General features: G+C 63.1%; 14 protein-coding genes. 10 read left to right on the top strand and 4 right to left on the bottom strand.

All coding sequences use genetic code 11. From position 1 onward, the window contains the following. Positions 1–463 precede the first annotated feature (463 nt). Entirely contained in the window at positions 464–625 is a 162-nt protein-coding gene (locus CH251_RS27500; protein WP_155290900.1) for a hypothetical protein, read from the bottom strand. A gap of 453 nt (positions 626–1,078) precedes the next feature. Here CH251_RS27500 and CH251_RS13070 point away from each other — a divergent pair, with 453 nt between their 5' ends. From CH251_RS13070 to CH251_RS27230, 3 genes are all read left to right on the top strand, one after another. Next, the gene (locus tag CH251_RS13070; RefSeq protein WP_143537845.1) at positions 1,079–2,275 is read left to right on the top strand and encodes a DUF4209 domain-containing protein; all 1,197 of its coding nucleotides are present in this window, start codon (positions 1,079–1,081) and stop codon (positions 2,273–2,275) included. A 318-nt stretch (positions 2,276–2,593) separates the two neighbouring features. Further along, complete coding sequence (locus tag CH251_RS13065) at positions 2,594–6,148, top strand: DEAD/DEAH box helicase (protein ID WP_080735658.1); 3,555 nt, start codon at positions 2,594–2,596, stop codon at positions 6,146–6,148. Between the two features lie 178 nt (positions 6,149–6,326). Then, entirely contained in the window at positions 6,327–6,620 is a 294-nt protein-coding gene (locus CH251_RS27230) for a hypothetical protein (RefSeq protein WP_143537844.1), read from the top strand. 421 nt (positions 6,621–7,041) lie between these two features. Here CH251_RS27230 and CH251_RS13060 read toward each other — a convergent pair whose 3' ends face one another. The 3 genes from CH251_RS13060 to CH251_RS13050 form a co-directional block, all read right to left on the bottom strand. Beyond that, positions 7,042–7,227, bottom strand: coding sequence for a hypothetical protein (locus CH251_RS13060; protein ID WP_032391834.1), 186 nt, complete (start codon positions 7,225–7,227; stop codon positions 7,042–7,044). A 128-nt stretch (positions 7,228–7,355) separates the two neighbouring features. Continuing rightward, on the bottom strand, positions 7,356–7,604 hold the full coding sequence (locus tag CH251_RS13055; RefSeq protein WP_230598307.1) for a type IV toxin-antitoxin system AbiEi family antitoxin: 249 nt from the start codon (positions 7,602–7,604) through the stop codon (positions 7,356–7,358). A 146-nt stretch (positions 7,605–7,750) separates the two neighbouring features. Further along, on the bottom strand, positions 7,751–8,581 hold the full coding sequence (locus CH251_RS13050; RefSeq protein ID WP_032391833.1) for an IclR family transcriptional regulator C-terminal domain-containing protein: 831 nt from the start codon (positions 8,579–8,581) through the stop codon (positions 7,751–7,753). Positions 8,582–8,949: 368 nt separating this feature from the next. Here CH251_RS13050 and CH251_RS13045 point away from each other — a divergent pair, with 368 nt between their 5' ends. From CH251_RS13045 to CH251_RS13015, 7 genes are read left to right on the top strand one after another with little or no spacing between them, the layout of a single operon-like run. Then, positions 8,950–10,572, top strand: coding sequence for a bifunctional 3-(3-hydroxy-phenyl)propionate/3-hydroxycinnamic acid hydroxylase (locus tag CH251_RS13045; RefSeq protein WP_032391832.1), 1,623 nt, complete (start codon positions 8,950–8,952; stop codon positions 10,570–10,572). A gap of 1 nt (position 10,573) precedes the next feature. Beyond that, positions 10,574–11,704, top strand: coding sequence for a S9 family peptidase (locus CH251_RS13040; RefSeq protein ID WP_052053432.1), 1,131 nt, complete (start codon positions 10,574–10,576; stop codon positions 11,702–11,704). Beyond that, positions 11,701–13,068 carry an amidohydrolase family protein gene (locus CH251_RS13035; RefSeq protein WP_032391831.1) on the top strand — a complete coding sequence of 456 codons (1,368 nt, stop codon included), beginning with the start codon at positions 11,701–11,703 and terminating at the stop codon, positions 13,066–13,068. Before CH251_RS13040 ends, CH251_RS13035 begins: the two co-directional genes overlap by 4 nt. Positions 13,069–13,117: 49 nt before the next feature. After that, on the top strand, positions 13,118–14,320 hold the full coding sequence (locus CH251_RS13030) for a CaiB/BaiF CoA-transferase family protein (protein WP_032391830.1): 1,203 nt from the start codon (positions 13,118–13,120) through the stop codon (positions 14,318–14,320). Beyond that, positions 14,317–15,153, top strand: a complete 837-nt coding sequence (locus CH251_RS13025; protein WP_032391829.1) for a citryl-CoA lyase — start codon at positions 14,317–14,319, stop codon at positions 15,151–15,153. The genes CH251_RS13030 and CH251_RS13025 overlap by 4 nt, the downstream gene beginning before the upstream one ends. A gap of 48 nt (positions 15,154–15,201) precedes the next feature. Beyond that, a complete protein-coding gene (locus CH251_RS13020; RefSeq protein WP_032391828.1) occupies positions 15,202–16,062 on the top strand; it encodes an extradiol ring-cleavage dioxygenase in 861 nt (286 codons plus the stop codon). Next, on the top strand, positions 16,059–16,424 hold the full coding sequence (locus CH251_RS13015) for a hypothetical protein (protein ID WP_032391827.1): 366 nt from the start codon (positions 16,059–16,061) through the stop codon (positions 16,422–16,424). The genes CH251_RS13020 and CH251_RS13015 overlap by 4 nt, the downstream gene beginning before the upstream one ends. Positions 16,425–16,459 lie beyond the last annotated feature (35 nt).

Raw genomic sequence — 16,459 nt, 5'->3', positions numbered from 1 at the left:
GACACATAAACCCAGGTGGACGAACCGGGCTCACCCAAGAAACGACCGGCCGAGATAGGCCAAAAAACGACGACCCCAACCGTTTTCGCTGGTCAGAGCCGTCCGAAAGAGCCTCCTAACGGGATTGAACCGTTGACCGCTCGCTTACAAGTATGTTGCGAGACAACCAGATACGTCCGCATGGAACCATCACAGATACTCTGACCTGCGTCAATCGTCCAACCAGCACCACCCGAATCCACCGTCGTAAGTCCCGACATGTGACACGCTCGTGACACCGAAGAGCAAGGCATCAGCGACCGCACCCCGCACGCAACTACCGATGGCGATTCGTCAGCACGGCATTGCGTCGAAGATTTTGTCGGGCCCCGCCTGCACACTGTCTGTCATGGTCACAGATCCCCACCCGCCCGATCCTGGCGAGGATCGAAAAGTTAACCAGCTGAATGCTGAATCAGAGGAGTCATCCAAACCCGACGACGAGAAGCTTCATCAAGCGGCGGACGCCCTCGATAGCGTGGCGGAACACGATTCTGAGTACCGCCGATACGCCGCTGCTCGTGATGTCTTCGTCGACCACCGTATGGTCGACGATGAGAGCGATGACACCGACAGCGGCAACCACCTCACCTTGGAGCACCGCGCTGCATGGTGGTCGCTGCGGTACCAACTTGATTTCGATAGGTCGTCGGGAAGCGAACGCGTTCGATTGCTCCCCGAGTTCCGCGGACCCGACAGCACCAACCCACCCGACACCAGGTCAGTGGACTCAACCATCGTTGCCACGTGGAGAGGTCTCGCAGGACTCGTCCAGCACGCCCCGACCCGAGCACGACTTCACCACTTGCTCTTCCAGGTCGGCAGCGGGGACAGACTCAACCACGCGCGTGCCGCAATCGCCGCCTACATCGACGCGTCCGCACTAGAAGCGCGCAACTACGACGCCGTTGCGGATTGCCGGGCTGCTATCCGGCTCAGTCGGGCTATCAACGACGACACAACATTGAGTACGTCCATCGACCAGCTCTGCGTCCTCGTCGAGCGGCTCCTCGGACAGGACGATCCACCGTTCGGGTCCGTGGTCGGCGCGCTGATCACGCTCACTGGAGAAGGCAGTCCGGGAACCACTACGCGCTTGTTGGCCACAGCCGAGAAGAAGTGGCCCGACCCGACTCAACGAGACCGCATCCTCAACCTCGCCCTCGAATCCGCCACGTCACCTTCGGAGCGCGCCGAAATCTGGCGACGCCGAGTCCACACCTTCCTCGACCGGGCGGACAGCGAAACCAACAACATCATGAAAGCCACCCGCCTCCACCAGGCGGTCGAACTGGCAGAGCGCTCAAATGACCCAGCGCTTCGCAACGAAGCCACCGTCCGCCTCCAACAGGTCCGAGAGCTCGACCTGGAAATGATGCACCTCACCGCATCGTCGCGTCAGTTCCAGGAAGAGTGGGACTCGTGCGTCGACGCAGTTCTCGGCACCGACACATCGACGAGACCGACCGCCGAAGCCGGAGATGCGCCCGACGAACCCTCAGCAAACTGGTCGGAGGCGCTGTCGGCGTTCGCATCGTTCACCACAGTCACTGGACCCATCGCCACCACCGAGCGCCGCGTCCGAGAGCAATACGCCCTCGCTCCTCTGACCGCCCTATTCTCGACTCAACTGCAGACTCCAGAGGGTTTGCCACTCTGGGCCCCAACGACCGACGCGGAACGTCTCGACATGGACATGGTGAAGTGGGAAACCCAGCTCCTCGGTCATTGGGCACCAATCTTCGCCGCCGCGCTCCATGAGATCGTCCACCGCTTCGGCACGCCGCCGGCCGAGAACCTGCACCATGTGCTCAACATTGGTCCCGCGATGACCAGCGACACCTCGACTCGGTTGTGCCGCGCACTGTTTCGCTTCTGGTCGGGCGACCCGGAAGCGGCCGCGTACACCACAACCCCAGTGATCGAGTCAATGCTCCGCACTGCAGTACTTGCCGCCGACCAAGGCATATATCGACTGCAACAGGGACAGTCGCCAGGCCAATACGTCGGCCTGGGAGTCATGTTGAACCTTTTCTGCACCGAGTACGACGTCCCCGAAGACGATCGTCGGATGTTCAACGCCATATGCAATCACCCAGCCGGCTGGAATACCCGAAACCTTCTCGCACACGGCTACGTGAAAAACGTCGACTCCGGTGTCGCCGCGGTACTCATCCACATCGCCCTGCGAATCGTGGTCCTGGCCGCGAATAAAACGCAACCGACACATGAATGACGACTCCGGTCGCGATCGATCACGATCCGTGCGTGCATGCGTGCATGCGTGCGGAGACGATGCCGCGGAGCGCGGCTTAGTCGTAAAATACTACTTCGGCATTGGCTTTCATGGCGCGGGCGCTCGTACTTGCGGCCGTCCACTGTTCGCTGCGATTCCTGCGACACACCTACAAAGCTGTCACGCCCACCGGACTTGCTCACGTGCGCCAAAGTGGGTTCGTATAGGCGCAGGTGCGCGCCTGATCGCGAGCTCTAGCTTCGGGTCAAACCCGTGAAGGAAACGAGCCTGTCGGCAAGGACGGTTAACGTCTCCAGGATGGGCACATTCGCCACCCTGTACGGCAACCTCTCCAAGGACAACCACATCCGGGGCAGGCAGTTCGAACGCATCTGCAAGTGGTACCTCGAGAACGACGCGTACTACCGACAAACCGTTCGCAATGTCTGGCTCTGGGACGACTGGGAGCACAGATGGGGCAGCGACTCCGGTATCGACCTCGTGGTCGAAGACAACGAAGGAAAACTCTGGGCGGTACAGGCGAAGGCATATGCCTCAGATCGCGCCGTCACAAAGAACGACGTCGACAAGTTCCTGTCCGAGTCGTCCAGGAGGCGGTTCCACTATCGCCTCCTCATCGCAACCACTGACCGGATACACCACGTCGCGCGGAGAACTATCGAGCCCCAGGAGAAACCGGTTGGCTTGATCGGCCTTGCCGACCTCCAAACTGCCGACATCGACTGGGCGGAGTCCCCGGACCTCCTACATCCCATCCCATCACCGCAGCCGGCCCTACCGCGCGATCACCAGACCGAAGCGGTCGACAACGTCGTGGACGGCTTCCAGAACGCCGATCGTGGTCAGCTCGTCATGGCGTGCGGTACAGGAAAGACACTCACGTCTCTGTTCATCAAGCAAGAACTTCACGCGCAGCGAACATTGGTTCTGTTGCCGTCCTTGTCCCTGCTGAAGCAGACGATGGCGGTATGGAGGACGAACGCGACCGAACCGTTCGAGGCGCTACCAGTCTGCTCCGATGAAACCGTCACCCAGGACGACGCAGCCTTGACGTCCACCAGCGAACTGTGCCTCCCAGTCCAGAACGACCCCGCCGAGATCGCCGAGTTCCTTCAACGCAGTGGACCACGTGTGGTGTTTTCGACGTATCAGTCCTCGCCGCAGATCGCGAAAGCATTCACCCTCGGACAAGTCCCGCATTTCGACCTGGCCATCGCGGACGAGAGTCACCGTGTCGCGGGCGACGAATCGACCGTATTCGCAACGATTCTCGACTCGAACGCCATCGCAGCCCGCCGGCGGCTGTTCATGACGGCGACACCGCGCTACTACACCGGACGGGTGCTGACGGCGGCGCGTGGCTCGGAGATGGAAGTCGCGTCGATGGACGACGCCACGAAATTCGGGGAGGTGTTCCACCGTCTGAGTTACGGAGAAGCCATTCGACGCGGACTACTCACTGATTACCAAGTCACTGTCGTCGGGGTCGACAACTCGACATTTCGTGAGTGGGCGACCAACGGCGTTCTGGTCCGGCGAGAGGAACAGAGCACCGACGCGCGAACCCTGGCCAGCCAGATCGGACTTGCGAAAGCGATGCGAAAATACGACCTTCGCCGCGTGATCAGCTTCCACTCCCGTGTGCTCCGCGCCAGGCGATTTGCCGCCGAAATGCCCGAGATCCTCGAATGGATGCCTGAAGAGCAGCGGCCGCCGGGAGCATTGTGGACCGGGTTCGCTTCCGGTGAAATGTCTTCCGGTGAGCGACACGTCCGCCTTCAACGTCTTCGTCACCTCGATGACGACGAGCGCGGCTTGCTGACGAACGCGCGGTGTCTCGGCGAGGGTGTCGACGTCCCCACCCTCGACGGCATCGCCTTTATCGACCCGAGGGGCTCGGAGGTAGACATCGTTCAGGCCGTCGGGCGGGCAATTCGGCTGGCCGAGAACAAAACCGTCGGAACCATTGTCATTCCCGTATTCATCGACACCGCCGCAGATCCCGAAACCGCGCTCAAAGATTCATCGTTCAAGTCTGTCTGGCGTGTCGTTATTGCTCTGCGCTCTCACGACGAACAGATGGCGCAGCAGATCGACGAAATGCGCCGTGAACTCGGCCGCACAGGTGGGCGCGCACGCATTCCGGACAAGATCCACCTGGACGTGGCGCACACCGTCGGGAAGGCATTCGTCGACGCGTTCGATGTTCGTTTGATCGAGAAGACTAGTGCCCCCTGGCATTTCTGGTACGGGATGCTGGAGCAATACGCCGCAGACAAGGGCACCTCAAGAGTGGCCGTCGACTACGTCGTCGACGGATACGCACTCGGGCAATGGGCAAGCGTCCAAAGGATCGCGCTGACCAACAAGACCCTCAGCGATGACAGGCGGTCCGCGCTGGATCGACTTCCCGGGTGGGCATGGGACGTACTGGCAGATCAATGGAGTACGTGGATCCAACTCATGGAGCAGTTCGTAGCCGAACATGGTCACGCCGACGTTCCATTTCCCTACGCGGTCGGCGACTCGAACCTCCGGAGCTGGGTCGCGACTCAGCGTGGTCTGCACAAGCGTGGTCGGTTGTCAGAGGAAAGGACACGGGAACTCGAAGCGCTCGCTGGTTGGGTGTGGGATACCCGCGAGGACACCTGGGCGCGGAACTACCAAGCACTGAAGGCGTTTGCCGCACGAATGGGCCGCGCTCAGCCGTCGCCGCGGCTGGTGGAGGACGGTGTCAGACTGGGGCAGTGGGTGGCCGCGCAGCGCACCAACCGCGACGACTTATCGTCGGAGCGGGTCCGACTCCTCGAGGCACTGCCGGGATGGTCGTGGGCACCACAGGCCGAGAAGTGGGACCGCGGCTACAAATTTCTTACGGCCTTCGTCGCGCGAGAAGGCCATGCTCGCGTTCCTAACACGCACGTGGAGAACGGCTTTCGGCTCGGTAAGTGGGTCACCGTCCAACGAGGCAATCAGAGAAATCTGTCTGCGAGCGATCTAGATCGCCTACAATCGCTGCCCGGTTGGGTGTGGGATTCGCGAGCCGCGATGTGGCAGCAGAAGCTCGAACTGCTCAGGCAGTATCAACGGCGGGAGGGCCATGCGCTAGTACCGCAGGGATTCAAGGAAGACGGCGTGCAACTCGGCGGTTGGGTTCTAGCACAAAGGAATAACCGCGCCAGCATTGTTCAGGAACGTCGGGAGCACCTGGAAGCGGTTCCAGGATGGTCGTGGGACCCGTACACGGATGCTTGGGATCGTGCGTACGCCGCGCTGGTCTCTTACGCGGAACAGCACGGACACACGCGGGTCTCGCGCGGCCACATTGCCGACGGGGTCAATCTGGGCGGTTGGGTCGGAGAGCAACGGGGCAATTGGGCCAAGATGACCGAGGACCGACGCCAGCGCTTGGAGGCCGTTCCTGGCTGGAGCTGGAACACCCTCGACGACTCATGGACGCAACACCTCGAGCTGCTGCGGTCTTACGCACGAAGGGAAGGCCATACGAGCGTTCCTGTCGACTTCGTCGAGGACGGTCTGAAGATCGGTCAATGGGCCAGGCTCCGTCGACGCGAACACACAAGACTCGACTCTGACAGACAAGCTCAGTTGGAAGCCATACCCGGTTGGTTCTGGGGCACAAAAAGCGATCACATCTGGAACCAAAAATTCGAGATGCTCGAGCAATACGTAGCGCGTGAAGGTCACATCAAGCCCCCGGATGACCACGTGGAAAAGGGCGTCAAACTAGGCGCGTGGGTCCGGGAGCAGTGGCGTGGGCGGGAGAACATCAAAGCCGAGCGATCAGCCAAACTGGAGACGTTGCCGGGCTGGAGCTGGGAGACCGGTTAGAACCGCCGGAGTTTGCGGACCGGGCTCCCCTATTCAGTCCCAATGGCGACAGCACGAACTTAGCGGGCGGCCTACATCGAAACAGGTCAGTTCCAAGTCGCGCTGTCGATGCAGCCGGATGCCTGCGACAGACCCGCCACACCGGCAACCAGGGTTTCGCGACCTATACAGTGCTGGTGTGACCATCACTGCGATCGCGCCTTTCATCGTCGCTCCTGCAACGGCTTGCCTAACCTTGATCGCAGGATGGTTTGTGACGGCCCGAATCACAGATAGGTGGGACAGAATCAAGAAGCTACGCGAGTTTGATTTACAAGCCGTTAACGAGTTTCACCGTTTGTACGGTGATTTCTTCTCGACGTGGAAGTCATGGGACTCGTTGCATTCAGGGTCGCTAAGAGGCCAGAAGAACAACGATCTTGTTTGGCAATGCCAAAACCGCGCCGCGCAGATTGATGGAAACATCGAGTAATTACTGGTGAAGGTGTCCGCCGAGCGGTCTCTGACCGCCGATGAGGTCAGCGCCTTAGCTGCGACACGGCAGGCGTTTCAGCAGCTCAGGAAAGCCATAGAAAATGACCGACCATTAAATTGGTGGGCGGCAGATCTTGCCGAATACTCGGCATTTAAGAGCCTTGCAACAATCACATCTTGCATCTTGTCCGCAACTCCTCGGGGTGTCGAGTCTCCAAAATCCGTCGACGCAGCGCGAACACTGCGAACGCTGACAGACAACGACCTCGAAGAGACTTGGGTCGAAGTTGCTGTACGGGTCGCAGAGCTTGAAGAGTTCAGAACCGTTTACCGCGCGTTACACTGAAACCACAAGATCACCAAAGGGCCCTAGAGACTTTCCTCGCCGACTAGAAGTGATATTCGAGTCCTGCACCCATTCAACTCATCATCGTCATCATCATCGCTGACAGGATGATAGGGAAGCAGTTGCCGATGAATACAACCTGATCCGCGAAGTGCGCACCCAGATAGTCAAGCAGGTGAGAGATGAGATGACCCCGGTCGACCTGTGCACGCGTGACACCGAATTGCGTTGCCACCGAGGCTAGCTCGTCGAGATTCACTACTTTTGCCCCAACCGAGCCTGCAGCCGCAATACAGTCGTTGTCATCTTCTGAGCCCCAGCGATCTCCGCCAAAACGCCTCGGTCGCACTTCCGATTCAACTGCTCCACAGCGGGCCGCGCCTCACCCTAGGCGTCACCGAGCCCCGGACACATCGCCAGATCAAACACCGTCTGCTTCGCAGTAGTCACCAGCACCGCACCCAACTCGGTATCGATGCGCTCCGCATCCAGACGTGCCATGTCGCGAACGACGAACCGAATCACCGCCTCACGATCCGCCAACCGAATCGGATCGTGGCGCGTCGGGACAGCCACCACAGCAGTCGCTAACGCCCGCGGAATCGCCCCGTGCAACCGGGCCGCACTGACACCCATCACGACGGCATCATCGCGACCATAGGCAGAGACCGCGATACCAGCCGCCGCAGCTCCAAGCCAGGCATCCATCCGGGCCGGACATCGAGGCTGGCGTCGACAGACTTCGCCGAAGTTCGCTGAATCCGCAAGGAGGCCATGCAACCTCAGGGACGCGATTGTGGGTCGATCGACGTGCCGCGGGGCGCGGGTTCGATCGGGCGGTTCTGCCATGCGCTCCAGTCGGCTGATGTCTGGGCGGCAGCAGACAGAAGCTTCGGTAGGTAGGTCTCCTCGAGAGTGCCGACGCTGGTTTCTGCGGCGTGGACGGTGATGTTCATGGCTGCGCGTGCGACTCCACGGCCGTCGTGTACCGGTACCGCGATCGAGCGGACGCCCGGTGCCAGATCCTGATCGGCCAGCGCCCAACCGCGCTGCGCTGTTTCGTCGAGTATCTCGTCGATCTGCTCGGTCGTGAACACTTTCGCAGCGAGCCCTGAGCGGGTTGGCTCGGACAGGCGCTCGTGTACCGAACCCCGGTCCATCGCCGAGAGAAGGGCCCGCCCTTGGGAGGTCACCATCGCGGGAAATCGGGTTCCGATGTCGACTCGAAGCGAGATGAGCTTGGGCACCGCCACGCGGGCGACATACACGATGTCGGAGCCGTCGAGCTGAGCCATCGAAGACGATTCGCCGGTGAAGGCCACCAATTCTTCGAGGTGGGGTCTGGCCATGTCCCAGAGGTTGAGGGCACCGATGTACGCCATTCCGAGTTCGAGCACCCGCGGGGTCAGGGTGTAGCCGGCGTGGCCGGATCTGACGTAGCCGAGCTCCTCGAGCGTGAGCAGTATCCGCCGGGCTGTCGGCCGTGCCAGCTCGGCACCAGCGGCGACCTCGGTCAACGACATCACCGGCTTATCGGCCGAGAAGATCCGGAGCACGTGCAGCCCTCGGGCCAGCGCTTCGATGAAGTCCGGTCCCTGTCCGCGTTCAGCCACTGAACTGCCTCTTCTCTCATGTCGTTGGTGCAGCACCTTCAGTTGTAGCCGGTCGCCGATGAAGTTCGTCGCGCGGATGCCGATACGGCTGTGCGCTGCACAACGCTCCTACACGCGTATGACGCTTGACACATCGAATCTTGGAAGGCATTCTTGAACCTACACGAACGGACCACTGTCCGCTAGACGGACGATAAAGGCTTGAGCTGCTGAAACAAAGCGCAAGGGTCCGATCGAGTAGCTCACCGGGTTGTCCGGCCGCGAACAGCCTGCGGCCGCGCCGACGGTCGAGGCCAGACCGGAACACCGCACAGATGCACCCCGCCCCACCGGCGGCAGACAGAAGTACTCGAAAGGACCCACCAGCGATGAAGAACTACGACGTTGTAGTCATCGGTTTCGGACCCGTCGGGCAGATGCTCAGTGCCCAGCTCGGGCAGGCAGGGCATTCCGTTGCCGCGTTCGAGGCCTACGAGACCCTGTACGGCCTCTCCCGCGCCGGCCACATGGACGACGAGATCGTCCGCACGCTGCAGAAGATCGGCATCGACGAAGAATTCAAGTCCGACGCGGTGCCGTGGGACATGTACGACATGCGCACCAAGGCTTTCGACGGCGAGCTGCTGCTGCGCATGGACTGGTCGCAGGTCGGCCCCCACGGTCACCGTGGCCATTGGATCTTCTACCAGAACTACCTCGAGCTCGCGATGCACCGGGCAGTCACCGAAACCGGCAACGTCGACATCACCATGGGCACCAAGGCCGTGGGCTTCGAGCAGGACGACGACGGGGTGACCATCACCCTCGAGCACCGCAAGAGCGGCGAGCAGACTCAGGTGCGGGCGAAGTACCTCATCGCCGCGGACGGCGCTAACAGCTCCATCCGCGAGCGCCTAGGGATCAAGACCTGGGTCGGCAACTGCGACTACAACCAGCTCGTCGTCGACTGCCGCGAGAAGCACAAGCTCAACTTCGAGTTCGACAACGGTCAGTTCGCCGACCCTGAGCGGCCGGGATGTCTGTTCCAGCTCGGTGCTCACCACCACCGGTGGGAGTGGACACTGTTGCCCGGCGAGAAGCCGGAGGACTTCACCGAAGAGCGGGTATGGGAGCTGTTGAAGCCCTGGGTGGGCCCCGACGATGTCGAGATCCTGCGCCGTCCGGTCTACAACTTCCGGGAAGTGGTCGCCGAGCATTGGCAGGATGGTCGAGTGTTCCTCGCCGGAGACTCCGCCCATGTGTTGTGGCCTTTCGCCGGTGAGGGAATGTGCAACGGCATCCGCGATGCATCCTCGCTCGCGTGGAGGCTGAACCTGGTGCTGCGTGATCAGGCATCGCCGCAGATCCTCGACAGCTACACCGCCGACCGCAAGCCCATTTTCGTCGCGTGGATGAATCTCTCCCGCGAAATCGGACTGCCGTGCGTGATCACCGACCCCGAGATCGCGGCCATGCGAGATCAGGGCCTCAAAGCTGCGATGGCCGACCCGTCGCTGATTCCTCCGATGCCCGAGATCCCCGGCCCGACGTCGTTCGTGCGTCCGAACGATCCCACCGCCAGCACGGTCGGCGTGCAGGGCATGGTCGAGGTCGACGGCACGAAGGGCCTGTTCGACAATCTCGTCGGAACCGGCTGGGTTCTGCTGACCACCGACGCCGACGCTCTGACGTCACTGTCCGAGCAGCAACGTGACCTCATCGACCGCATCGGCATCATCACCGCCCATGTCGGGGCACCCGGATCTGGCGCGAAGATCGTCGACGTCGATGGCACCTACCTGCAGTGGCTGAGCGGCCTCGGTGCCACCACGGTGCTGATCCGACCGGACTTCTGGCTCTTCGGATCCGCCGAACAGGCCTCCCAGACAGGAGCACTGCTCGACTCGCTCGCCGACGGTCTCGCCGGCCGCTTCCCCACCCCCGCCCGGGTCCCCCAGCCCGACGAAGCGCAGCCCGATCGCGCCGTCGACGCGGCCACGGCAGGTGTCTGACGTGGCAGAGACCACCGACACCACACCGCCGTGGGCAGCGGAAGTCGCTGCCCGCAAGCGGGCGATGCCGTTGCAGCGACTGATCGGCAACGGCCTGGACTACGCCGACGTCACCGAGCTCTACGCACTCGCCGACTCCGGTATCCCGTGGGCCGATGCCGGCGCACAACTGGGCGAGCGCATCGCAGCCTCGGCGGCCGCATCGAAGTCCGAGGGACATCTGGTCACCGCTCGCAGTGACTACCTCCGAGCCAGTGCCTGCTACCGAGTCGGGCAGGTGCCCCTGCCCGACTCCGATCCGCACAAGAAACCGATGTATCGCAAACTCATCGAATACTACGGCGCAGCAGGCGAACTGGCCGATCCGCCGGTCGAACACGTCGAGGTCCCCTACCGCGGTGCACGGTTGTGCGGATGGCTGCTGCGGCCCGCCGGTATCGACACTCCCCCGGTGGTGATCGTCATGGGCGGGTTCGACGGATGGCGCGAGGAATACCACGTGGGCGCAACGTATCTGCTCGCCCGCGGGATCGCGGTGTTCCTCGTCGACGGACCAGGCCAGGGCGAGAGTCGGATCCTGCAGGGCCTGTATCTCGATGCCGATGTCCCCGAAGCGTTTTCGGCCCTGATCGATCATCTGCAGACCGATGACCGTCTCAGCGACAGAATCGGGATCTGGGGCAACAGCATGGGCGGCTACCTCGCAGCGCTCGTCGCGGCCAGCGACTCCCGCATCGCGGCCTGCGCGGTCAACGGCGGCACCGTCCGCCCGGCGGAAATCCTCGATCGCTACAAGCGTTTCGTGACCAAAGTGCAAGCGCTGCTGGGGATCGACGACCCCGACAAGGCCGTCGAGACGATGAACGCCTTCGTGCTCACCGACGAGACCCTCTCGGGCTTGACCTGCCCTCTGCACGTCATGCACGGCACACCCGATCAGATCTTCCTGATCGAGAACGCCCGGGCTCTCCACGACGGCGCAGCATCGTCGGACAAGACGTTCAGCGAGTTCCCCGACGGGGATCACTGCATCTACAACCACTCCCACGACAAGCACACCCGGCTCGGCGACTGGTTCGCCGACCGCCTCGGTGTCACCGACCGACTCAGTGCAGAAGGAGATCACCGATGACCACCCCCACCAGTTCAGCAATCCCCGAGGGCCGCATCCTCATTCGCGGCGCGCATCTGCTCACCCAGGACGATGCTCTCGGCGACTTCGTCGGTGACGTTCTCATCGACGGCGGCAAGATCGTCGAGGTCGGCACCGATCTCGACGCCGCCGGGGCCACCGTCATCGACGGCACCGATCGGGCCGTACTGCCCGGCTTCGTCGACACCCACCGTCACACCTGGCAAGGGGCGATCCGCCAGGTCGGCACCGGATGGGACTTCCCGAAGTACCGCCAGCATATTCAGCTCACCTGGGGCCCGGAATTCACGCCCGACGATGTCTACATCGGCAACCTCACCGGCGCACTCGGTGCGCTCGACGCCGGCATCACCACCCTGCGCGACGAGTCGCACATCCAGAACAGCACCCAGCACACCGATGCCGCCATCGCCGCACTGCGCGATTCCGGTATCCGCGGCGTCTTCGCGTTCGGTTGGCCCTCGATCGATTCCAACAAGTGGATGCTGCGCGGTGAAGCCACCCACCCCGAGGACATCCGCCGCGTCCGCTCCGACGTTCTCGCCGACGACGACGCCCTGGTCACCCTGCAGGCCATGCTCCGCGGACCGGAACTGTCCACTCTCGATGTGACCAGCAAAGACCTCGCGATGGCACGTGAGCTCGGAATCCGATCCTCGATGCACGTCGGGAACGGCCCGTGGGGTCCGGAATTCCGGGGCATCGGCTCGCTCGGCGACGCCGGCCTGCTCGCCGAGGACCTGCTGTTCATCCACTGCTGCACCAGCGACGACGACGAACTGAAGATGCTCGCCGACTCCGGCGCACACGCCTCGGTCTCCGCCGCGGTCGAGGCAGTCCTGCCCGGCCTCGGTGCCCCCGCCACCGGACGCCTGCTCGCTGCCGGTATCCGCCCCAGCCTGAGCATCGACACCGAAGCATCCGTCGCCGGAGACATGTTCAACGTCATGCGCGCGGCGTTGACGGCACAGAACGTCGGAATCAGCATCGACCCCGACACCTACGGCACACTCCCGGCGTTCACCCCGGCCGACCTGCTCGCCATGGCCACCATCGAAGGCGCACGTGCGTCGGGACTCGATCACAAGAGCGGATCGATCACCCCCGGCAAGGACGCCGACCTGATCGTGATCCGCCTCGACGACGCGAACCTGTTGCCCGCCAACGATATCGCCGCCAGCATCGTCGGAGCCGGACATCCCGGAAACATCGACACCGTCTTCGTCGCCGGCGAGGTCCGCAAATACGGCGGCAGGCTCGTCGGCTGCGACATCGCCGACATCCGTGCTCGCGCCGAAGCCTCCCGCGATCGGCTGTTCTCCTTCGACCTCGTCGAAGGCTGACCGGTGCACCCCGCACCCACTGACACTCTGCTGGAAAGGATCTGACCTCGTGGCTCCCACAGGCACCTCCCCCGCCCGACCCCTGAACGGCATCGTCGTCGCGGACCTCTCCCGCGTCCTCGCCGGGCCCTACGCGACGATGCTGCTCGCCGACATGGGTGCCGAGGTGATCAAGGTCGAAAGCCCCGGCGGCGACGACACCCGCTCGTGGATTCCGCCCGTGCGCGAGGACGGCGTCTCGACGTACTACGCCGCGATCAACCGCAACAAGAAGTCGATCGTCCTCGACTTCAAGAACGACGACGACCTCACCGTCGCCCACGCATTGACCGGTCGCGCCGACGTCGTGGTGGAGAACTTCAAGCCCGGTGGCCTGCGCCGATTCGGCCTGGACTACGACACGGTGAAAGAGCGCAACGAGGCGATCGTCTACTGCTCGATCAGCGGCTTCGGGTCCGCGGAGGGTGCATCGCTGCCCGGCTACGACCTGATCGTGCAAGCGATGTCGGGCCTGATGAGCCTGACCGGCGACCCGGACGGCCCGGCCTACCGCGCCGGCATCAGCGTCTTCGACGTCATGGCCGGACTGCACTCGACCATCGGCATCCTCGCCGCGTTGGCGCACCGGTCCGCGACCGGGGAAGGCCAGCACATCGAAACCTCGTTGCTGGCATCGGCGATGAGCGGGCTGGTCAACCAGACCTCCGCGTACGTCGCCGGCGGGGTCACTCCGCACCGGATGGGTAACGCGCACCCCAGCCTGTTCCCATACGAACCGCTCCCCACCGCCGACAACGACCTGATCATCACCGCCGGCAACGACGCCCAGTTCCGCAAACTGGTCGGCGTGCTCGGCGTTCCCGAGCTCGCCGACGATCCCCGTTTCGCCAAGAACGAGGACCGCACCGAACGCCGGGAAGAGTTGCGGCCATTGCTGGTCGAACGCCTGCGTACCGAGTCGGCGACCCATTGGTTCGACAAGCTCAACGAGGTCGGTGTCCCGAACGGCCCGATCAACACCATCGCCCAAGGGGTGCAGTACGCCGAGAAACTCGGCCTCGAACCGGTCGTCCAGGTCGGGCCACCCGGAGCAACCGTCCCCGGGGTGCGCAACCCCATCACCTTCAGCGGCTTCGCCCCCCGCTACGACCTCGCACCGCCGACACTCGGTCAGGACAGCGACGAGGTCCGCGCCTGGCTCTCCGCGGCCACCACCACCGCGCCGCCGACCACTGGACAGGGACAACGATGAGCAACGCCGACTACACACCGCGCACGGACTTCCCGACCTCTCTGGGCACATCGTCGGCCACCGAGATCAAGCTCCTCGGCCAGGACCTGGCCGGCGACCTCATGGGCAAGGTCGGCTTCGGAGAACTCGCCTTCTGGATGGTCGCCATGCGCCGACCCACCCCCGGCGAGGTCCGCGTCTTCGAGTCCGTCCTGGTTGCACTGACCGATCACGGGTTCACCCCGACCGCCATCGCCGCCCGCGTGACCTATCTCAGCGCCCCCGACTCATTGCAGGGAGCGCTCGCGGCCGGGCTGCTCGGCGGAGGATCGCGATTCCTCGGCGTCACCGAAGACTGCGGACAGTTCCTGGCCGATGCACTGGCAGCGCACGCCGCCGGCGGTGGAACTCTGCCGGACAGCGACGAGGGTTGGGATCAGATGGCTCTCGATGCCATTGCCCGGCAACGTAAATCAGGAAAGCACGTCCCCGGCCTGGGGCACCCCAACCACAAGGGCGGCGATCCACGCACGCCGGTGCTGATTTCCATCGCCACCGAAGAGGGCCTGCGCGGACCGCACCTGCAGTTGTTCGAGGCCATCGGCCGGATGTCCGAGCGCGGCGTCGGACGACACCTGCCGCTCAACGGAGCCGGTGTGTGCGGGGCCGCGCTGGCGGACCTGGGCCTGCCGACCGAGATGCTGCGCGGTTTCGCGCTGCTCGCCCGATGCGCCGGCCTGATCGGACAACTCACCGAGGAACGACGCAACCCCATCGCCAACGACATCTACATGAACGTCGACCGCGGTGCGTACTACGTCGATCCCGCCGACACCGATTCCTCCGCAACGTAAAAGCTTCACTACAGCCCATCCGCTACCTTCACCGAGGAGACTCTTTTCATGGCGACACTGGCGGCAGTGCTCGGCACTACCCATCACCCGTTCTATTACAAAGCCACCACCGGCCCGGTGGAGGAACAGCCCCCGTTCGCGGCGGAGTGGAAGCGAAAGGTCGAGGCCTACCGCGAGACACTGACCGCGGCGAAGCCGGACATCCTGGTGATGGTCGGAGCCGACCACTTCCACCAGTTCTTCCTCGACAACTACCCGACCTTCCTCATCGGGAAAGCGCCGCGCTACGACGCCACCTTCTACAACGAAGAACGCGAATTCGGCATCCCCAAATATGTTCTGGAGGGCCACGAAGAGCTCTCCGGTTTCCTGCTCCAAGGGCTGATGGACCGCGGGTTCGACTTCTCGTTCAGCAACGAACTCAAGATCGATCACTCGATCATCTGCCCGATCATCACCACTCGCCCCGAGGCCGACCTACCGGTGGTGCCGATCTACACCAACATCTTCGCCCCGCCGCTCCCGTCGCCGAAACGGTTCTGGGATCTCGGCCGCGCGATCCGCGAGGTCATCGACGAGTACCCCTCCGATCAGCGGATCGCGGCCATCGGCAGTGGGCATCTGTCCCTCGAACTCGGCGGACCACGTCAATTCGGTGAACACGGACCCGATCCCGAATTCGACGCCAACGCCATCCGCTGGCTCTCCGAAGGCAACATCGAGGCCATCCTCGACAACGTCACCCTCGAGACCCTCGCAGGTCACGGAAACGCCACCCACGGTTTCATGGACCTGATCTTGATGATGGGCATCGCCGGACCCGAAAAGGCCGCGTACGTAGACAATTTCGATCTCTATCACACGATGGAGGCCTACTTCACCTGGTACCCGAACGGAGATCCGGCATGAGCAAGTACTACGTCGACAAGTTCCTGTTCACCGTCGACCGCGACCCCGACTACCTCGACGCCTACGCCAAGGACCCGAAAGAGTTCGTCGGCCGCTGGGAGGAGGAAATCGGGCCCAAGCTCTCCGACAGTGAACGCACCACCGTCTATGCGCTCACCGACGAAGAGCGCGAGGCTCTGATCAACCACGACTACGTGGCACTGTTCGAGATGGGCGCACACTTCTTCCTCAACCTCACGCTGTTCATCGCGATCTACGACGAAACCTGGGCACTCGAGAAGGGCCCACTGTCCTTCCAACGCGAATTCGGCGCTCAGCTCCAGCACTGGCTCGGCAAGCCGTATCCCTCGGTCGCGACCTGAGTGCAGATCTTCTACTGGCCGACCGACCGGCCGAG

Source organism: Rhodococcus sp. 06-462-5 (assembly GCF_002258315.1).
Taxonomy (GTDB): Bacteria; Actinomycetota; Actinomycetes; order Mycobacteriales; family Mycobacteriaceae; genus Rhodococcoides.
Note: the sequence above shows the minus strand (reverse complement) of the source record. Positions and strands in the feature narration are given on the sequence as shown.